General features: G+C 45.0%; 16 protein-coding genes and 1 riboswitch. Of the genes, 11 read left to right on the top strand and 5 right to left on the bottom strand.

The window, feature by feature from the left end:
• Positions 1-5: 5 nt before the first annotated feature.
• Both GH808_RS11840 and GH808_RS11835 read left to right on the top strand, forming a co-directional pair.
• A complete protein-coding gene (locus GH808_RS11840) occupies positions 6-179 on the top strand; it encodes a ribbon-helix-helix domain-containing protein (protein ID WP_186843004.1) in 174 nt (57 codons plus the stop codon).
• Positions 180-393: 214 nt separating this feature from the next.
• Positions 394-1,539 (top strand): transglutaminase domain-containing protein, encoded by a 1,146-nt coding sequence (locus GH808_RS11835; RefSeq protein WP_186843001.1) that lies wholly within the window; start codon positions 394-396, stop codon positions 1,537-1,539.
• A 178-nt stretch (positions 1,540-1,717) separates the two neighbouring features.
• Here GH808_RS11835 and GH808_RS11830 read toward each other — a convergent pair whose 3' ends face one another.
• The 3 genes from GH808_RS11830 to thrC are packed head-to-tail and all read right to left on the bottom strand — an operon-like array spanning position 1,718 to position 4,545.
• The gene (locus GH808_RS11830; RefSeq protein ID WP_186843000.1) at positions 1,718-2,152 is read right to left on the bottom strand and encodes an ACT domain-containing protein; all 435 of its coding nucleotides are present in this window, start codon (positions 2,150-2,152) and stop codon (positions 1,718-1,720) included.
• A gap of 4 nt (positions 2,153-2,156) precedes the next feature.
• Positions 2,157-3,047: a homoserine kinase gene (gene thrB / locus GH808_RS11825; protein WP_186842999.1), complete on the bottom strand. Its 891-nt coding sequence runs from the start codon at positions 3,045-3,047 to the stop codon at positions 2,157-2,159.
• Positions 3,040-4,545 (bottom strand): threonine synthase, encoded by a 1,506-nt coding sequence (thrC, locus tag GH808_RS11820; protein WP_186842998.1) that lies wholly within the window; start codon positions 4,543-4,545, stop codon positions 3,040-3,042. The genes thrB and thrC overlap by 8 nt, the downstream gene beginning before the upstream one ends.
• A gap of 140 nt (positions 4,546-4,685) precedes the next feature.
• Between thrC and GH808_RS11815 the strand changes: the two genes are divergently transcribed.
• The 5 genes from GH808_RS11815 to thiT all read left to right on the top strand — a co-directional run bounded on the left by GH808_RS11815 (position 4,686) and on the right by thiT (position 9,948).
• Positions 4,686-5,942, top strand: coding sequence for a homoserine dehydrogenase (locus tag GH808_RS11815; protein WP_186842997.1), 1,257 nt, complete (start codon positions 4,686-4,688; stop codon positions 5,940-5,942).
• Between the two features lie 19 nt (positions 5,943-5,961).
• Entirely contained in the window at positions 5,962-7,170 is a 1,209-nt protein-coding gene (locus GH808_RS11810; RefSeq protein ID WP_186842996.1) for an aspartate kinase, read from the top strand.
• Positions 7,171-7,183: 13 nt separating this feature from the next.
• Entirely contained in the window at positions 7,184-8,470 is a 1,287-nt protein-coding gene (locus tag GH808_RS11805; protein ID WP_186842995.1) for a 3-isopropylmalate dehydratase large subunit, read from the top strand.
• Positions 8,471-8,483: 13 nt separating this feature from the next.
• Complete coding sequence (locus tag GH808_RS11800) at positions 8,484-9,005, top strand: 3-isopropylmalate dehydratase small subunit (RefSeq protein WP_186842994.1); 522 nt, start codon at positions 8,484-8,486, stop codon at positions 9,003-9,005.
• 151 nt (positions 9,006-9,156) lie between these two features.
• A riboswitch (TPP riboswitch) is annotated at positions 9,157-9,245 on the top strand.
• Between the two features lie 28 nt (positions 9,246-9,273).
• On the top strand, positions 9,274-9,948 hold the full coding sequence (gene thiT, locus GH808_RS11795) for an energy-coupled thiamine transporter ThiT (protein WP_186842993.1): 675 nt from the start codon (positions 9,274-9,276) through the stop codon (positions 9,946-9,948).
• A 91-nt stretch (positions 9,949-10,039) separates the two neighbouring features.
• Here thiT and GH808_RS11790 read toward each other — a convergent pair whose 3' ends face one another.
• Both GH808_RS11790 and GH808_RS11785 read right to left on the bottom strand, forming a co-directional pair.
• Entirely contained in the window at positions 10,040-11,656 is a 1,617-nt protein-coding gene (locus tag GH808_RS11790; RefSeq protein ID WP_186842992.1) for an NAD(P)/FAD-dependent oxidoreductase, read from the bottom strand.
• 116 nt (positions 11,657-11,772) lie between these two features.
• Positions 11,773-12,321 (bottom strand): PadR family transcriptional regulator, encoded by a 549-nt coding sequence (locus tag GH808_RS11785; protein WP_186842991.1) that lies wholly within the window; start codon positions 12,319-12,321, stop codon positions 11,773-11,775.
• Positions 12,322-12,670: 349 nt separating this feature from the next.
• Here GH808_RS11785 and GH808_RS11780 point away from each other — a divergent pair, with 349 nt between their 5' ends.
• From GH808_RS11780 to carD, 4 genes are read left to right on the top strand one after another with little or no spacing between them, the layout of a single operon-like run.
• Positions 12,671-14,245, top strand: a complete 1,575-nt coding sequence (locus GH808_RS11780; RefSeq protein ID WP_186842990.1) for an acyl CoA:acetate/3-ketoacid CoA transferase — start codon at positions 12,671-12,673, stop codon at positions 14,243-14,245.
• A 29-nt stretch (positions 14,246-14,274) separates the two neighbouring features.
• Entirely contained in the window at positions 14,275-15,855 is a 1,581-nt protein-coding gene (locus tag GH808_RS11775; RefSeq protein WP_207722322.1) for an AMP-binding protein, read from the top strand.
• Between the two features lie 11 nt (positions 15,856-15,866).
• The gene (gene carC, locus GH808_RS11770) at positions 15,867-17,006 is read left to right on the top strand and encodes a caffeyl-CoA reductase-Etf complex subunit CarC (protein WP_186842988.1); all 1,140 of its coding nucleotides are present in this window, start codon (positions 15,867-15,869) and stop codon (positions 17,004-17,006) included.
• A 24-nt stretch (positions 17,007-17,030) separates the two neighbouring features.
• Complete coding sequence (carD, locus tag GH808_RS11765) at positions 17,031-17,819, top strand: caffeyl-CoA reductase-Etf complex subunit CarD (protein ID WP_186842987.1); 789 nt, start codon at positions 17,031-17,033, stop codon at positions 17,817-17,819.
• Positions 17,820-17,834 lie beyond the last annotated feature (15 nt).

Raw genomic sequence — 17,834 nt, 5'->3', positions numbered from 1 at the left:
TAAAGATGAGTGATAAATACGGACTAAAAACTAGAACTCGAATCTCCAATGCGGTTGATTCTGAATTATGGTTGAAGTTACAAACCTTATCGAAAGAAACGATGATCCCCATATCGAAGTTACTGGACAAAGGAATTGAACTTGTTTTAAATAAGTATGAAAAGCCTGTTGAAAAATAGGCTTTTTTCTATAATTGGGGATCTTTGGCTACATTTTTAGGTACTGTTCCCTATCTCCTCTTTTTTAAACGTTTTCTTATTTGCTTTTAAGTATAATAAGAAAAATTAGGATTGTCTATAGGAAACTGTGATAAAATTATTTACGATTTGTTTAGAAAAATTTTATGATGTCAATCATTAAAAAAGTTATTCTAAAATAGCGAGGAGATTTACCATGGGCAATCACAGAAGAGGAAATACAGCCGCAATCATTATTATCTTCGGGCTGATCTTTTTGCTGATTTCAGGCGGAGTCATTTGGTTTATTGGCGACTTCACGTCCGGCATCGAGATCGGTTCTTTTTTGGATAATGTTGAAGGCAACCAAGAGGAAGAAATATCAGAAAATCAAAGTCAGACATACGATGCGTATTCATTTTTAAATAAAAACGAACAGCGGGCCTACACAAAAGTGGTTAACATGCTGATGAATTACGATACAAAAGTCGCGGTTGATGGGGTAACGACAGACGAAGTGGAACGGGTGCTTAGCGCCATCGACTATGATCGTCCGGAAATATTCTGGATGGGAGAATTTTCGTATTATTACGATCACAAAGACCTGAGTGTCAGTGACGTGGTGGTTGCGTATCCCTATAACGAAGACGAGAAGAACAGGCGACAGGCTGAAATTGATGCTGCTGTTTCGCAATACTGCACCGGGATTACCGGAACTATGGATGAGTATGAGAAGGTAAAGTATACCTATGAATACGTCATCGAGAATACGGTCTATCAGGAGGACGCCGCGGATGATCAAAACATCTACAGCGTTTTTGGAAAAAAGGGTTCCGTCTGCGCCGGTTATTCCAAGGCGATTCAGTATCTTTTGAAAAGTTCAGGAATCGAGTGTTCCTATGTTGCCGGAGAAGCCATTGGGCAAGGCGCCCATGCCTGGAATATCGTCCGGGTCGATGGGGAATACTATTATTTGGACGCCACCTGGGGGGAGTTCAGTGTTGACGACAATACCGAACCGGAAAAAAGCATTTTTTATGATTTCTTCTGCGTAACGACGGCAGAACTGGAAAAATCACATCAAATTGACGAGATGCTGGTACAATATCCGGAATTAACAGCGACCGCGGCCAATTATTTTGTCCGGGAAAATAAACTCTACGATCTCAATACCAGTCAGGAACAGAACCGCTTTGTCAGTGACATCAAAAAAGCCATGAATAACGGCGATAAATATTTTCATTATGCCATCACGGATTCCGGAACGATCGGGATTGCCGAAAACCTGATGAATCAGACCCTGGGGACCTATTACTGGTTCAGCAGTGATGACAGTCTGTCAAATACGGTTCAGCTTTATTAAATAGGCTTCTGCAAAAAGATGAAAACAATTCATTTAGTCATCGTTTCACTTAAACCTATATCATTGTCCGAGGCTGCTCATTATCCTGTGATGCGCGTTGCGGCGAACACGCGTAAGAGTGTCCGATCTCATGCGTGTCACGGATAATAGCAGCATCGGACAATCCCATCGGTGTCTCTTATTCCATGGCGATCAGATGAACACTGTAGACGCCATCAAGGGCTTCCAGCATGACGATGAGCTCATCAATGCTGACCGACAGGTCTTTGCCGTCGAGGGTCACGATGACGATGGCGGCCTGGTTGATGGGAATATCCTGGTGGATGGTAATAATGCTGGTCTGATTTTCTTTGAGGAGCGTTAAAATATTCGACAGAATCCCCTGATGATCGGCCAGTTTAAACGAAAGCGTGAATTTTCGCCCGTAATTTTCGGAAGGCGTAAAAATATAGTCTTTGTATTTGTAATAGGTACTGCGGCTGATGCCCACTTTTTTGACCGCATCACTGACCGATTTGCACTGGGCGGATTCCATTAAAATACGGGCTTCCACCACCTTGGAGTAATAGTCAGGCAATATTTTTTTGTTAACGATAAGATAATCTTTAATCACTGGATTAACCTCTCAAAATTTGAACGCCGGCATTATCAGGAAATAATGGAATGAGTTGCCATCCCGGTACTTTTTCCTTCAGATAGACAGACATTTCATTCAGAAAACCGGGGTTGTTCACCGAGTTGATTGCAAGGATGGTTGGCCCGGCACCGCTGATACAGGTGTTGAGACAGCCCATATCCCGTGCTTTTCGGGTAATCACATCGTAATGAGCGATGAGTTTTTTGCGATAGGGCTGGTGAAGCCGGTCTTTCATCGAAACCCGGAGAATTTCTTCGGACCCATTGACCAGTGCCAGGTAGGTCATTGTGGCCCGCGGGAGATTGTGAGTGGCATCGCTGAAATTTATTTTTTTAGGCAAAACCTGTCGTGCATCCGATGTGGATAAGGGAAAATCCGGAACGATCGCATAAAATTCAAAAGTGGGATGAATCTCGCTTTTGATATAGAAGTTTTTCCCCTGGTCGGTCAGGGAAACGACCAGCCCGCCAAAGATGGCGGGAGCGACGTTGTCCGGATGTCCTTCCATTTCCACCGCAATATCAAAAAGTTCTTCCGTCGTCAGCGGCGAGCCGATCAGCGCATTGGCTCCGAAAAGTCCACCGACGATACAGGTGGCAGAGCTGCCGAGTCCCCGGCTGATGGGAATGCCGACGTCGCTGTGAATATAGAGTCCTTTCGAGTGATGACCGGCCTTTTTAAAGACTTTCTGCATTGAACGATAGACGAGATTGGTGGTACCCTGATATTTTTTATCAACCCCACGGATGGTGAGTTTGCCGTCGCTTTTTTCTTCAAAGCTGAAGGTGTTGTAAATCGTCAGCGCCAGACCAAAAGCATCAAAACCGGGACCGACATTGGCACTTGTCCCGGGAACCCGAATCTTAATCATGCTTTTCCACCTGTTGGTCTAAAAAGCTCAGGACAGCCCGGAACATGTCTGCTTTTTCGCACTGGTTATGGTGTTTATTCTCTTTTTTGTCAAGATCTTTCAGCGGTAAGGGAATGGATGTATCGGTTTTCTGAGCCAGAAGATCAAGAAGCGCATAATCATCCATTTCAGATGGCCCAAAAATGCTTTCATAGACCGAGCGGCCGAATTTATAAGGGCTGGCAGTGGACACAATCACGGTTTTGGTGGGGTCCCCGGTTTCTTTAAGATAATCCTCATAAACCTTGTTGGCAACTGCGGTGTGCGGATCCATCAGATAGTGGGTTTCATCAAAAATATTTTTGATGGACTGGGCCGTCTGGGTTTCATCGGCTGTTCCGGCATAGAAAAGATCCGCTTTTTCCATCAGTGCTTTTGATGCCTGATAATTGCCCTGGTCTTTGAGTTCCTCCATGAGTTGGCTGACGGTTTTTGGATCAGAACCGGAAACATCATAGAGCAGACGTTCCAGGTTGCTGGAAATCAGAATGTCCATGGATGGAGAGGACGTTTTATAAAACTCGCGATTCCGGTCATAGGTACCGGTCTTGAAAAAGTCGGTCAGGACTTTGTTGGCATTGGAGGCACAGATCAGTTTATTGACTGGCAGACCCAGCAGGGAGGCATAGTAGCCGGCGAGAATATTGCCGAAATTTCCGGTGGGAACCACGAAGTTGATTTTTTCGCCGGCAGTAATTTCACCGCGTTTGAGCAGCTCGTAGTAGCTGTAAAAATAATAGACCACCTGCGGCAGCAGTCGGCCAATGTTGATCGAATTAGCTGACGAGAAAAGCACATTGGATTTTTCCAGTTCTTTGGCCAGCTGGCTATCATTGAGAATTTCTTTAACGCCGTTTTGCGTATCGTCAAAATTGCCGTTGACACCGACAACACAGGTGTTGTCTCCCGCTTGCGTCAGCATTTGCTTTTCCTGGATGGTGCTGACTCCGTCCTGGGGATAAAAGACGATAATGCTGATGTCGGGCACATTGGCAAATCCTTCCAGGGCGGCTTTTCCGGTATCGCCCGAGGTAGCCGTGAGGATCAGAATTTTATTGTCGCTTTTCATATTTTTGATGGACTCAACCATAAAATATGGTAAAATGGTCAGAGCCATATCCTTAAATGCGCAGGTTGGACCATGGAAGAGTTCGAGGAAAAACCGGTCTTTTATTTTTTTTAGGGCGACTGGTTCCTTTTCTTCAAATTTTCCCGAATAATAGGCGCCTTGAATGGCATCCTTAATTTGTTTTTCGCTAAAATCGTTCAGGAAAGCGGCGAAGATGACTTCAGCCATTTCTCCATAATTCTTGCCTGAAAATTTTGTTGGATCCAGTTGGATATCGCGAATAAAATTGGGGACAAAGAGTCCGCCATCAGGAGCCAATCCTTGCAGGATTCCCTGGGATGCAGAAACGTTGATGTCTTTGGATCGCGTGCTGTTATAAGCTTTTTTCATGAATTTCCTCCAAATATTTATGGTGTTCCGGGAAAAAATCTTCCCAACTGGGTATTGAATAACCCATAAGTATATGATAAAATGTTTTTCAGAAAAAAACAAGTGTTTTTAAAATAAATACATAAATGAGGTGAATTTGATTGAATATTGCACTTTTAGGCTTCGGAACCATTGGTTCCGGGGTTTATGAACTGATCAATTTAAATAAAGGAAAGTTTGCCGGTAACTTTACAGATCTGGAGTCTCGGAAGGCGAGTCCGGTGATTACCAAGGTGCTGGAGCGAGATACGACCAAAGATCTCGGCGATACCGTTGGTAAAATTGTTACCGATCCCAGGGAGATACTGGATGATGACAGCATCGGCCTGGTCATCGCCCTGATGGGTGGGATGGACTTTGAATATAACATGATCAAAGACTGCCTGAAGGCCGGAAAGCATGTTGTAACAGCAAACAAAGCGGTGATATCAGAATATTTTCAGGAACTAACGACTCTGGCTGATGAAAATGGAGTCGTTCTTCGTTATGAGGCTTCAGTCGGCGGTGGGATTCCCATCATCGGCAGCCTGAAAGAAGAAATGAAAATCAACCGCGTAACCGAAATCAAGGGAATTCTCAACGGAACAACGAATTTTATTCTGTCTAAAATGACCGAAGAAGGCGCGGATTTCGGAGAAACCCTGGCGAAAGCCCAAGCCATCGGTTTTGCGGAAGCCGATCCAACGGCGGATGTTGAAGGCTATGATGTGTCCCGAAAGCTTTCCATTCTTTCATCGATGGCCTACGAAGGGATCATTAAAGACGAAAATATTTACAAGCGGGGCCTGACCGACGTTCGGGCGGTGGATATCGAGATGACCGGAAGCATGGGTTATGTGATCAAGTACCTGGGACATTCCATTCTTGATGGAAAAAATGATGTTTATACAACCGTTGAACCCGTGCTGTTTAAAGAAGCTTCGATCATGAGCAACGTCAACAGTGAGTTTAATGTCATCTCCATTACCGGAGATATTATCGGAGAATTGCAGTTTTACGGGAAGGGCGCCGGAAAAGATGCGACTGCCAATGCAGTCGTCGGGGATGCGCTTTACATTCTCAATATGGTCAGTGAACAGAATTTGCCGAAACCACTGCGACTTAACCGAAAACTGAACAAGATCGGAACCGATATCTTTAAGGGAAAATACTATTTGAGAGCGAATCTGGAAAACAAAGAAATGCTCGATAATGTGTTGACCGCAGTGGAAACCATCGCTGAACGTAAAACGGTTATTGTCAATGATGACCGGGCCTATGTGGTGACGAGTTCCATTGCCGCCAATAAATTTAATGCCATGGCAGAGAAATTGAAGGAAACGGTTCCGGAGATTTTTTATGCCCGTATCTATGAATAGAAAAGAGTGACTGAGGTTAATGCAAGATTTAGTAGTACAAAAATATGGCGGCTCAAGCGTCGCCAATGTCGAGAGAATAAAAAGAGTTGCTGGTCGTATCATTGAGGCCAAGGAAAATGGAAAAAGAGTGGTTGTGGTTGTTTCGGCCATGGGGGATACCACGGATGATCTGATTACGCTGGCAAAGAAAATCAATCCGACCCCGCCCAGCCGCGAGATGGACATGCTGCTTTCAACCGGCGAACAGGTATCAATCTCCCTGCTGGCGATGGCAATCCAGGCCATGGGTCATGACGTCGTCAGCCTGACCGGCGCGCAGTGCGGCATTCTCACATCGAGCGTGCACAAACGGGCGCGGATCAACGATATAAAAACCAATCGAATTGAAAAGGAACTGAATGCGGGAAAAATTGTGATTGTGGCCGGCTTTCAGGGAATCAATGAGAACCGGGACATCACCACGCTGGGACGTGGCGGATCGGATACTTCGGCGGTGGCTCTGGCGGCAGCATTGAAGGCCGAGCTTTGCGAGATTTATACCGATGTTGACGGCGTTTATACCGCCGATCCCCGCGTCGTTGAGGATGCTTCAAAGATTGATGAAATTTCCTACCAGGAAGTTTTGGAACTGGCAAGCACCGGAGCGAAAGTTTTGCACCCGCGGTCAGTGGAGATGGCGGAACGGTTCAAAGTGCCGCTGGTGGTACGGTCAAGCTATAATCATAATGAAGGAACAATTATCAAGGAGGAAGTTATAATGGAAAAAGTATTAGTTCGAGGGATTGCCCTGGATGAAAATATTGCTAAAATCTCAATTTTTGAAGTGCCGGATCAGCCGGGAATCGCATTTAAATTGTTCAGCGCCCTGGCGAAATCAAATATCCATGTGGATATGATCGTGCAGAACGTCAACCGGACAGCAGTCAATGATATTTCATTCACCATCGATGTTGATGAGCTTCAGGAAGCGGTGGCGGTGGCCCAGAAATTTGCGTTTGAAGTCAAGGCTCAAAAAGTTGAGTACGATCAGGGCGTCGCCAAGCTTTCGGTTATCGGAACCGGAATTGTGGCCAATGCCGAAATCGCATCGAAATTTTTTGAAGCACTGTTCGAACTGGGTATCAATATTCAAACCATCAGTACCTCTGAAATCAAGATATCCTGTCTGATTGACAAGGAACGCGGCAAAGAAGCGATGGTCCATATTCATAAAAAATTTGACATGTAGATAGGAGAACAAAATGGGTAAAACAATTGCAGAAAAAATATTTGATGCACATCGTGTGGAAGAGCCATTTCCAGACACGCATGTTCTGAAACTGGACAGGGTTTTCTGTCATGAAATCACCACCCCAATTGCCATCACAGATCTGATGGCGCGGGGGATGGATCGGGTCTTTGATCCGACCAAGATCAAGGCCGTCATCGACCATGTGACACCGGCCAAGGATTCAAAAACCGCGGAACAGGGAAAAATCCTCCGAGACTGGGCCAAACGACATGAAATCAAAGATTTTTTTGATATCGGAAAAAACGGCGTCTGTCATGCCATCTTTCCGGAAAAAGGATTTGTCCGACCGGGATACACCGTCATCATGGGTGACTCTCATACCTGTACCCACGGCGCATTCGGCGCTTTCGCCGCTGGCATCGGGACAACTGATCTTGAAGTGGGTATTCTCAAGGGGGTCTGCGCCTTCCATTTTCCTAAAACCATTAAGATCGTTCTGAATGGCGAATTGAAACCGGGCGTCTATGCCAAGGATTTGATTCTGTTCATCATTAAAGAGCTGACGGTAAACGGTGCGACCAATATGGTCATTGAGTTTACCGGTCCAGTGGTCGATGCTATGTCGATGGAATCCCGAATGACACTCTGCAACATGGCCATTGAAGCAGGCGGCACCTGCGGCATCTGCTACCCGGATATGGTGACGGTGGACTACCTTTGGAAATTCATCAAGGACGAATTTGCCACCAAAGAGGATGCCCTCAAAGAATATTCAAAATGGGTTTCCGATGATGATGCAGAGTACGAACGAATCTGCGAATACGACGTTTCCAGTCTGGAGCCGATGGTGACGGTTGGTTACAAACCAGACCAGGTTAAGACCGTTAAGGAAATGGCGGGCACCCGGGTTGACCAGATTTATATCGGCAGCTGCACCAATGGCCGGATTGAAGATTTGCGAATTGCTGCCAGCGTCCTGAAGGGCAAGAAAATCAGCGACGATGTCCGTGCTATTGTGAGCCCGGCAACACCGGCTATTTATTCCCTGGCTCTAAAAGAAGGACTGATTGAAATCTTCCAGGATGCCGGTTTCTGCGTGACCAATCCGACCTGCGGTGCCTGTCTGGGCATGAGCAACGGGGTTCTGGCCGAAGGGGAAGTCTGCGCGTCGACAACGAATCGTAATTTCAACGGCAGAATGGGCAAAGGCGGTATGGTTCATCTGATGAGTCCGGCAACGGCAGCCGCGACGGCTATTACCGGAACGATCACAAATTCTGATATATATCAAGCTTAGGTGGGGGATAGACATGAAAAACTTTAAAGGAAATGTATTATTTTTAGATCGAAGCGATATCAATACCGATGAAATCATTCCGGCAAAATATCTGACGGAAATTACCAAAGAGGCTTTAAAACCAAATTTGCTGGAGGATCTGGTACTTCCGGGCTTCAGTAAGGAAGACACCCGGGATAAAGCGGTAATTGTTACCCGGGAGAACTTTGGCTGCGGTTCGTCGCGAGAACATGCGCCGTGGGCGCTGGAAGTCAACGGCATCAACGTGGTCATCGCCGAAAACTTCGCGCGGATTTTCAGACAGAATATGTACAACTGCGGCATGTTTGCCATTGAGCTGCCCAAAGAAAAGATCGATTATCTTTTTGCAAACTATGCCGGAAAAGACGTATCGATGGAAATCGATGTCGATCAGAACACGATTACGATCAATGCTGACGGCAAATCCGAAACCATCGACTTTAAAGTCGGCGAGTTTGATAAAACCCTCGTTAAAGAAGGCGGCTGGGTTGGATACGCGGATAAGAACTACTAAATAAAGAAATTAATGATAAAAAGGTTTGCAGAATTAAAATTGTTCTGCAGGCCTTTTTAATTTGCGATGCGTTTTGAGTAGGTTTATTAGGGCAAACTTTGTTTTCTGCATCGTTTAATCATATGATATAATAACATCAGAAAAATCGATCAAAAGTAGCTAGGGGAGCGTAACAGCTGAGATTTACCCTTATTACCTGATCCGGTTAGTACCGGCGGAGGGAAGCGTTTTAATCTCGCATCCCCTCCCATAAAAAGGAGGAATTTTTATGTCTGAAGAAGTTTTGCAGGCTGTGTTTGAATCGAATACAGCAAAAGGGATCATCGCGCTGATGATTCTTGGTATTTTTGTCGTCATCTATTTAATGACAGACAAAAAAAGAGCGAAAGCCAGTCCCAAGGCCATGACGGCTTCTGCAATTGCGGTAGCTTTGGGGTTCATTCTGAACCAGCTGGTTTTGTTCAAGATGCCTTATGGCGGGGCAGTGACACCATTTTCAATGCTGATCATCATCCTGATTGGGTATTTTTTTGGAGTTCGCCAGGGAGTCTTGGCTGGAGTTGCATTTGGCTTGCTGGATCTGTTGATAAACCCCTATGTTCTGTCTCCCGTTCAACTGTTGCTGGATTACCCCATCGCTTACGGCGCGTTGGGACTGGGGGGCTTTTTTGCAAACAGGAGTTCTGTCATACCGGCCTATCTGGTCGGTGTTTCCGGACGATTCATCTGCAGTTTTCTGTCCGGCGTTATTTTCTTCGGACTGTATGCACCAGAGGGTTTCAATGCCGTCACATGGTCGCTGGTTTACAATGCCACCTATATGGGTGCGGAAGCCGTGCTTACCGTCGTGGTGCTATGTATACCGGTGGTAAAAAAGGCGATAAAGCGGATTGCAAAGATACTGGAAGTTCAACCGGTAAAATCGAACGTGATTCATGGCTGAAGATTGAGTCTATAAATTTATTAAAAAAAACCGCAGCATTGATTTGCTGCGGTTTTTTAATGGAATAAATGACATCGGGGGACGATGCAAATTATCGGTTGCGAGGCGCGAACTTTTGCATCACTTTTTCCGCTGTTTTGACGCCGTCGACGGCAGATGACATGATACCGCCGGCATAACCGGCGCCTTCGCCCATCGGATAGAGACCGTTAATATTGGCACTGTTATTTTCGTCCCGGCTGATCCGGACGGGGGAAGAACTTCGGGTTTCCACACCGGTCATGATGCTGTCCGGCATGGCGAAGCCTTTTATTTTGGCATCAAAATGAACAATGGCTTCTTTCATCGTTGCGATGACGTAATCCGGCAGACATTCTTTGAGCTGGGCAAAAACAAGGCCCGGTTCATAGGTAGGGGTGACACGGCCCCATTTGGTACTCGGCTGATCGGCAAGAAAATCGCTGACGAGCTGGGCTGGCGCACAGTAGTTTTCACCACCGAGATGATAGGCAAGTTGTTCCCATTTTCGCTGAAATTCCACTCCGGCCAGAGGATGTTCGCTGCCGAAGTCGGACGGCTGAACGCCGACCAGCAAGGCGGCATTGGCATTGGCCCCGTCCCGTTTATGTTTGCTCATGCCGTTGGTCACCACCCCTTGCGCCTCCGAAGCGGCGGCAACCACATAGCCGCCGGGGCACATGCAGAAGGTATAGGCAGACCGTCCATTTGGGGAATGGTAGGCAAGCTTGTAATCGGCGGCGCCCAAACCGGGATGACCGGCGGAAGTGCCATATTGAGCTGCGTCAATGATTTGCTGAGGATGCTCGATTCGAACGCCGATGGAAAATGGCTTCGGCGTCATGCCGATTCCTCGGGAATACAAGGTTTCAAACGTATCCCGGGCACTGTGTCCGATGCCCAGTAGGGCAGTCCGGCAGGGGATTTCATCCTGACCATTGATCACCAGTGCGTGGAGTTCGCCATTTTGGATAATAAAATCGGTGACCTGCGACTGGAATCGCACCTCGCCGCCGCAGGAGATAATCTCTTTTCTGATGTTTTTCACTGTTTCACGCAGCAAGTCCGTGCCGATATGGGGTTTGCTCTTGTACAGGATTTCCTCCGGTGCGCCCGCCTCAATAAATGCTTCCAGTACGGATCGGCAGCGGTTGTCATTGATCAGGGTGGTCAGTTTTCCGTCGGAAAAGGTGCCGGCCCCGCCTTCGCCAAACTGTACATTGCTTTTGGTGTCAAGGGTGCCGGTTTTCCAGAATGTTTCAATTTTGGCAGCGCGGGTATCCACATCATCTCCACGTTCGAGGATAATGGGCTGATAACCATTCCTGGCAAGGACCAGACCGGCAAAAAGACCGGCCGGCCCCATGCCGATGATCACGGGTCGTTCTGCCAGCTGGTCAGTGCCAAACGTTACGCGGTGATAGGACATATCCGGAGTAGGTGTGATACCTTTTTTACTGAACTTTTTCAGAATTTGTGTCTCATTCTGCACTTCTGCATCAATCGTATAGACATAAACAAGCGCATCTTTTTTTCTGGCATCAATGGATTTTTTATATATTTTATAACTGCGCAGTTCTTTGCTGCTGGTTTTAATTTTAGAAAGAACGGCATTTTTTAAAGCCCGGTTTTCAGAATCATGATCCACGGCTTTTTCGATTCCTATTTTAAGATTTGCAATTCGAATCATAGCGTCTCCTAATATTTTATTTTAACAATCTGCCATCGAAAAAATGGCGTTTTATCAATAAAAAAACTGCTTTGCAGGTTCATTTGCAAGTCAGTTCTTTAAGCTAAACAGTTTGATTAATCCTGATGACTAACGGCATCAAGGCATACTTTTAACCAGGCTATATAAGAATCTTCCCGCATGATCGCACCTAATAAGACGGCATAATCACCAAATTCTTTTGATCCGTATTTGGGGACGGCTTCATAATAATTTGACATGGAGCTTTCCAGATAGCCCTTTTTTAAATTATGTTTATCCAACTGGCTGTGTAAATGTTTTTCAAAATCAGCTACTGACATAAAATCGCTAAAAAAAGTCCGTAGCCTGAATACGTCTTTGGGCGTTATTCCTAAAGGCTCGTCCTGTAACAGCCAGGCAACAAATTCAGCATGTCCCTTTGGTGTGATGGTGTATAATTTTTTTTCCATTTTTTCGCCTTGGATAATGAGTTCAAAGGAAATGAGCTCTTCATCTAATAAGCGTTTTAATTCCGGGTAGACCTGACTGTGTTTGGCATGCCAAAAATTTGCCATGATCCGTTTTTCGAATTCTTTGGAAATATCATATCCGGTTATGGGCTCGCGATCAATTAATCCGAGCAATGCGTATTTCAATGTTCTCACAGATATTCCCCTTTCTAAATCCTTTTATTAACAGATTGCACAATTAAACATTTTAGCATAAATAAATCAGGATAGATAGAGTTTTATGGCTCCTTTAGGGTAAATTACCTTTATGATGGAGGTGTGTTGCTCAATTAATATCAGTTTTTTGGATAACAACTAAAAAAATATTATAACTGATAACGATATCATTTGCAAGGAAAAGATGTAAATCTTAAAATGTTTAATATAACATGTAACTATTGACATGATTTACGAACTGTGATAAATTAATAACATGAAATTACAAACGATTTACTAAAAACTTTGAAATGAAATATGGGTAATATTTTACAAGGAGGACAATTTTATGGCTAAATTTATTTCGGCAGCAGAAGCAGCTAAGTTAATTCCCGACGGAGCAACAGTAGGTGTGGCTGGAATGGGACTTTCAGGCTGGCCTGAAGAAGTAGCAGTAGCGATTGCTGATAACTTTAAAGAAACCGGCCATCCCTGTAACCTCACAATGAAACAGGGAAGTGCAATGGGTGACTGGCGAGAAAGAGGGATGACCAGACTTGGACTTGAAGGACTGGTTACAAAATGGTCGGCTGCACATATTGGTTCGGCTTTTGCAATGAACGATCTGGTACGGGCGAATAAAATGGCGTGCCATTGTTTGCCACAAGGTGTAATCGTTAATCTTTGGCGGGAAATTGCCGCTAAACGGCCAGGCTTGATCACAAAAGTGGGATTGGGTACCTTCGTGGATCCGCGTTTAGAAGGCGGAAAAATGAATAAGGTCACCACTGAGGATCTGGTTGAACTCATCGATTTCAATGGTGAAGAATACCTGTTCTATAAATCCTTCAAGCTGGACGTTGCCATGTTACGTGGAACAACCGCAGATGAAAACGGCAACATCACCTTTGAAAATGAAGGCCCTATCAATGAAGGTCTGGCAGTCGCTCAGGCGGCTAAGAACAGCGGTGGTATTGTTATCGTTCAAGTCGAATATCAGGCAGTGAAAAACACCTTAAAACCTAAAGATGTAAAAATACCGGGAGCAATTGTTGACTATGTCGTCGTTGCAACGGATAAGAATGCCTGCTGGCAGACAGAAGGTGTTTACTATGAACCCGCTTTTGCCGGAAATCTGAGAAAACCACTCAGTGCTATTCCAATCCTGCCACTGACTGAAAGAAAAGTTATGGCCAGACGCGCAGCGATGGAACTGGCGAAAGGGGATTTGGTTAACCTTGGGGTTGGTATTCCTTCCGATGTGGCCAGTATTGTCTCAGAAGCCGGTTATATCGAAGATATTACCATGACAACAGAAATCGGTGGTTTTGGTGGAATCCCGGCTAGTCTTCCGAATTTTGGCAGTTCATACAATGCCGAAGCCAATATTGACCATGGATCCATGTTTGATTTATATGACGGCGGTGGAATCAATATTGCAATTCTTGGTCTGGCTCAAGCCGATGAAGCAGGAAACATCAATGTCAGCAAATTTACAATCCCAGGCATGGGTGACCGCTTGACGGGCCCTGGTGGTTTTATCAACATTACCCAAAGCACAAAAAAAGTCGTCTTTGCAGGATCTTTCAATGCAAAATGTGAAGTGGAAGTAAGTGATGGAAAACTGATTATCAAAAAAGAAGGTAAAGGAAAAAAATTCTTAAAAGAAGTTGAACAAATCACTTTCAGCGGAAAATACGCCGCAGAAAACGAACAGGAAATTCTTTATGTTACCGAGCGATGTGTATTTAAACTCATTAATGGAAAAATGACGGTTATCGAAGTGGCTCCTGGCATCGATCTTGAAAAAGACATTCTGAATCAGATGGATTTCAGACCGGAGATTTCACCGGATCTCAAAGAAATGGATCCGGGTATGTTTACTGAAAAATGGGATGGGCTTGACACAATAATGGGCAAGTAGTTGGTGCCTGGGTTTAGGAAGTGATGGAAGTGGAACTAATAAGGCATACAATCAATTCTTTTTTAAATGAAAGAGTTAAAAAAACACCAGATAAGATTGCCATTGTATTTGAGGATGATTCTTACACATGGGTAGAGTTGGATCAGATTTCGGACGGCATTGCCCTGGCATTGCTAAAATCCGGTGTAAAAAAAGGCACGCATGTTGGCATTTGGAGTTTGAATAGTCCGCTGTTTTTATTACACTACCTGGCGCTGGCAAAAATCGGCGCGGTGACGGTATTAATCAATACCAGATGTCATCAATCGGAACTGGAAGATCTCTTAGTCTATGCCGATGTAAACACCTTATACTATGGGGAAGATACGAATCAACTGAAATTTTCGGAAATGATCGCACAGCTTGACAGAAAAAGGCTTTCTTTAATGAAGAAAACAGTTGCCCTTGGTAAGAATAAAAATGATATTCCCGAGCAATACAAAAAGAAGATCGTTGATAACGATGATCTGGCACTGCTTTGCAACGCCAAGAAAAATGTCAGGCCAGAAGATGTGCTTGGTATTTTATTCACTTCCGGAACGACATCCGCTGCCAAAGGTGTGATGCTCAGTCACTTTGCGACCATTAATATTGCCATTGAAACGGCAACACAGATGCATTGGACCGAAGCAGACAAAAGCTGTCTGGGAATTCCACTCTTTCACTGCTTTGGGCTTTCATCAGGGTTCATGGCCGGTATTTATGCCGGTATCCAGATCTATTTACTGGAGAGCCATAAAACCATCCGGGTTTTAAAATGTGTGGAACAAAACCAGTGCACCATTTTTAATGGGGTGCCAACCATGTTTATGGCCATGATTAAGCATCCCAAGTTTGAAACTTACAATCTCAGTTCATTAAACAGCGGTATTATTGCCGGGTCTTACGTGAACACAAATGATTATCTGTCGATCTGTGAAAAACTGAAAATGGAAAAGCTCCAGCAGTCTTACGGTCAGACGGAAGCATCGCCGAGTATTACCTTTTCTGATTATGATGACACCATTCTTGATAAAAGCAGATCGGTGGGAAAAGTGATCCCCCATGTCGAGTTGAAAATACTGGCATCCAATCAGAATGAAATCTGCATTAAAGGGTACAACACTATGCTGGGCTATTATAAACTGGAAGCAGAAACAAAAAAAGCGATCGACCCTGAGGGCTGGCTTCATACCGGCGACCTGGGATATCTGGATGCGGATGGAAATCTCTGTATTACCGGACGATTAAAAGAAATGATTGTCAGAGGTGGTGAGAATATTTCGCCCTATGAAATTGAAAATCATATCAAGAATTTTCCATACGTTGCGGATGTCAAAGTCATTGGGATCGAAGCGGAAGTGCTGCAGGAAGAAATTGCCGCTTGTATTGTCACCGATGGCAGAAAAAAGTTAAATGAGACAGAGATGCGGGAATTTTTAAGTCAGCACCTGGCAGCTTACAAGATCCCCAAATACTTTATCTTTTTGAAGAAGTTTCCCCTGAATGCCAGTGGGAAAATAATTCTGTCGGAGCTGAAAAATCAGATCAAGACGATTATAAATGAAAATAATAAAAATGAGTTGAGCTAAGGAGGAAAAAAATGTATTTCAGTGAACAAAATAAAATGATTCGAAAATTGGCAAGAGATTTTGCTCAAAAAGAATTAACAACCGAAATATTGGATGAAGTGGAAGAATCAGGTAAATTTCCGCAGGAGATTCTTGATAAAATGGCGAAATTTGGTTTCTTTGGGATTAAGATTCCAAAGTCATTAGGTGGATCCGGTGGCGATCACATGTCCTATGTCATTTGTATGGAAGAGTTTGCCCGGGTCAGTGGGGTAGCCAGCGTATATTTGTCAGCACCTAACTCACTGGCCGGCGGGCCATTGCTCCTTTCCGGAACCGATGAACAAATCGAAAAATATCTGAAACCCATTGTAACAGGTAAGAAAAAACTGGCCTTTGCCCTGACCGAACCGGGCGCTGGTTCTGATGCCGGTGGCATGACAACTACTGCCGTGGATATGGGGGATTATTACCTGTTAAATGGAAGAAAAACCTTTATCACGATGGCACCCTTATGTGATGATGCGGTCATCTATGCAAAAACAGACATGTCGAAAGGCACCCGAGGCATTTCAGCATTCATTGTTGACTTAAAATCTCCGGGTGTTTCACTCGGGAAAAACGAGCGCAAAATGGGTCTGATTGGTTGTGCAACATCTGATATTATCATGGAAGATGTGAAGGTACCCAAAGAAAATCGGTTGGGAGAAGTTAATAAAGGCTTCAGTAATGCCATGAAAACTTTGGATGTCGGAAGACTTGGTGTGGCCTCTCAATCAATTGGTGTGGCTCAGGGTGCTCTGGATGAAGCCATCAAATATGCCAAAGAACGAAAACAGTTCGGCAAACGAATTGCCGATTTCCAGGCCATCGGATTCATGATCGCCGATATGGCCACCAAACTGGAAGCCGCCAAACTATTGGTCTATAATGCCGCCAGTTTAATGGACAATAAGCAGAATGCATCAAAAGAAGCATCCATGGCTAAGTTCTACGCCGCAGAAATCTGTAACGAAATCTGTGCCAAAGCCGTCCAGATTCATGGTGGATACGGTTATATTAAGGAATATAAAGTCGAACGTATGTATCGGGATTGTCGGGTATTTACCATCTACGAAGGAACCTCACAGGTTCAGCAGATGGTTATTTCCGGAATGCTGTTGAAGAAATAGAAACTAAGAAAGGAATTAATATAGATGAGAATTCTAGTTTGTGCAAAACAAGTACCGGATACGAATGAGGTCCGAATCGATCCCGTCAAAGGAACCATGATACGGGAAGGTGTCCCCAGCATTTTAAACCCCGATGATGCCAACGCCCTGGAAGCCGCTCTGGCCATCAAGGACGAAACCCCGGGCACCGAAGTCATCGTCATGACCATGGGACCACCCCAGGCCTCTGAAATGCTCAGAGAATGCCTAGCCATGGGGGCTGATGAAGCCTATTTGTTAAGTGATCGCGCTTTCGGAGGCGCCGATACCTGGGCAACATCAGCGACCCTGGCAGCCGGGATTAAAAAAATCAAGAAAATTGACATGGTCTTAGCCGGTCGACAAGCCATCGATGGTGACACCGCCCAGGTAGGGTCACAGATTGCCCAGCGGCTGAAAATGCCAGTGGTCACCTATGTGGAAGATATCAAAATCGAAGACCAAAAAGCCATTGTTCACCGCCAGATGGAAGACGGCTATGAAGTGATCGAAGTCGAGATGCCCTGTCTGTTGACCTGTGTGAAAGAATTGAATGACCCCCGATATATGAGTATTGGTGGAATCATGCAAGCCTATGAACAACCGATTACCACCTGGAATCATGAAGACATCGGGCTGTCACCGGAAGCCTGCGGCCTGAATGCCTCACCCACCCAGGTATTCCGTTCGTTCACTCCGCCAGCCAAAGGCGGCGGCGAGATGATCACTGGTACGACCGTCAGCGAAATAGCCGGCAGCCTGGTTTCCAAGCTTAAAGAAAAGCATATAATCTAGAAAGGACAAATAAAA

It is taken from the genome of Acetobacterium fimetarium, from assembly GCF_014284475.1.
In the GTDB taxonomy this organism is placed as follows: Bacteria; Bacillota; Clostridia; order Eubacteriales; family Eubacteriaceae; genus Acetobacterium; species Acetobacterium fimetarium.
Note: the sequence above shows the minus strand (reverse complement) of the source record. Positions and strands in the feature narration are given on the sequence as shown.

Coding starts and splice junctions, on each gene's coding strand:
- carC (WP_186842988.1), top strand. CDS start 15,867: ATGTATTTCAGTGAACAAAATAAAATGATTCGAAAATTGGCAAGAGAT.
- GH808_RS11790 (WP_186842992.1), bottom strand. CDS start 11,656: ATGATTCGAATTGCAAATCTTAAAATAGGAATCGAAAAAGCCGTGGAT.
- GH808_RS11840 (WP_186843004.1), top strand. CDS start 6: ATGAGTGATAAATACGGACTAAAAACTAGAACTCGAATCTCCAATGCG.
- thiT (WP_186842993.1), top strand. CDS start 9,274: ATGTCTGAAGAAGTTTTGCAGGCTGTGTTTGAATCGAATACAGCAAAA.
- GH808_RS11780 (WP_186842990.1), top strand. CDS start 12,671: ATGGCTAAATTTATTTCGGCAGCAGAAGCAGCTAAGTTAATTCCCGAC.
- carD (WP_186842987.1), top strand. CDS start 17,031: ATGAGAATTCTAGTTTGTGCAAAACAAGTACCGGATACGAATGAGGTC.
- thrC (WP_186842998.1), bottom strand. CDS start 4,545: ATGAAAAAAGCTTATAACAGCACGCGATCCAAAGACATCAACGTTTCT.
- GH808_RS11835 (WP_186843001.1), top strand. CDS start 394: ATGGGCAATCACAGAAGAGGAAATACAGCCGCAATCATTATTATCTTC.
- GH808_RS11810 (WP_186842996.1), top strand. CDS start 5,962: ATGCAAGATTTAGTAGTACAAAAATATGGCGGCTCAAGCGTCGCCAAT.
- thrB (WP_186842999.1), bottom strand. CDS start 3,047: ATGATTAAGATTCGGGTTCCCGGGACAAGTGCCAATGTCGGTCCCGGT.
- GH808_RS11800 (WP_186842994.1), top strand. CDS start 8,484: ATGAAAAACTTTAAAGGAAATGTATTATTTTTAGATCGAAGCGATATC.
- GH808_RS11805 (WP_186842995.1), top strand. CDS start 7,184: ATGGGTAAAACAATTGCAGAAAAAATATTTGATGCACATCGTGTGGAA.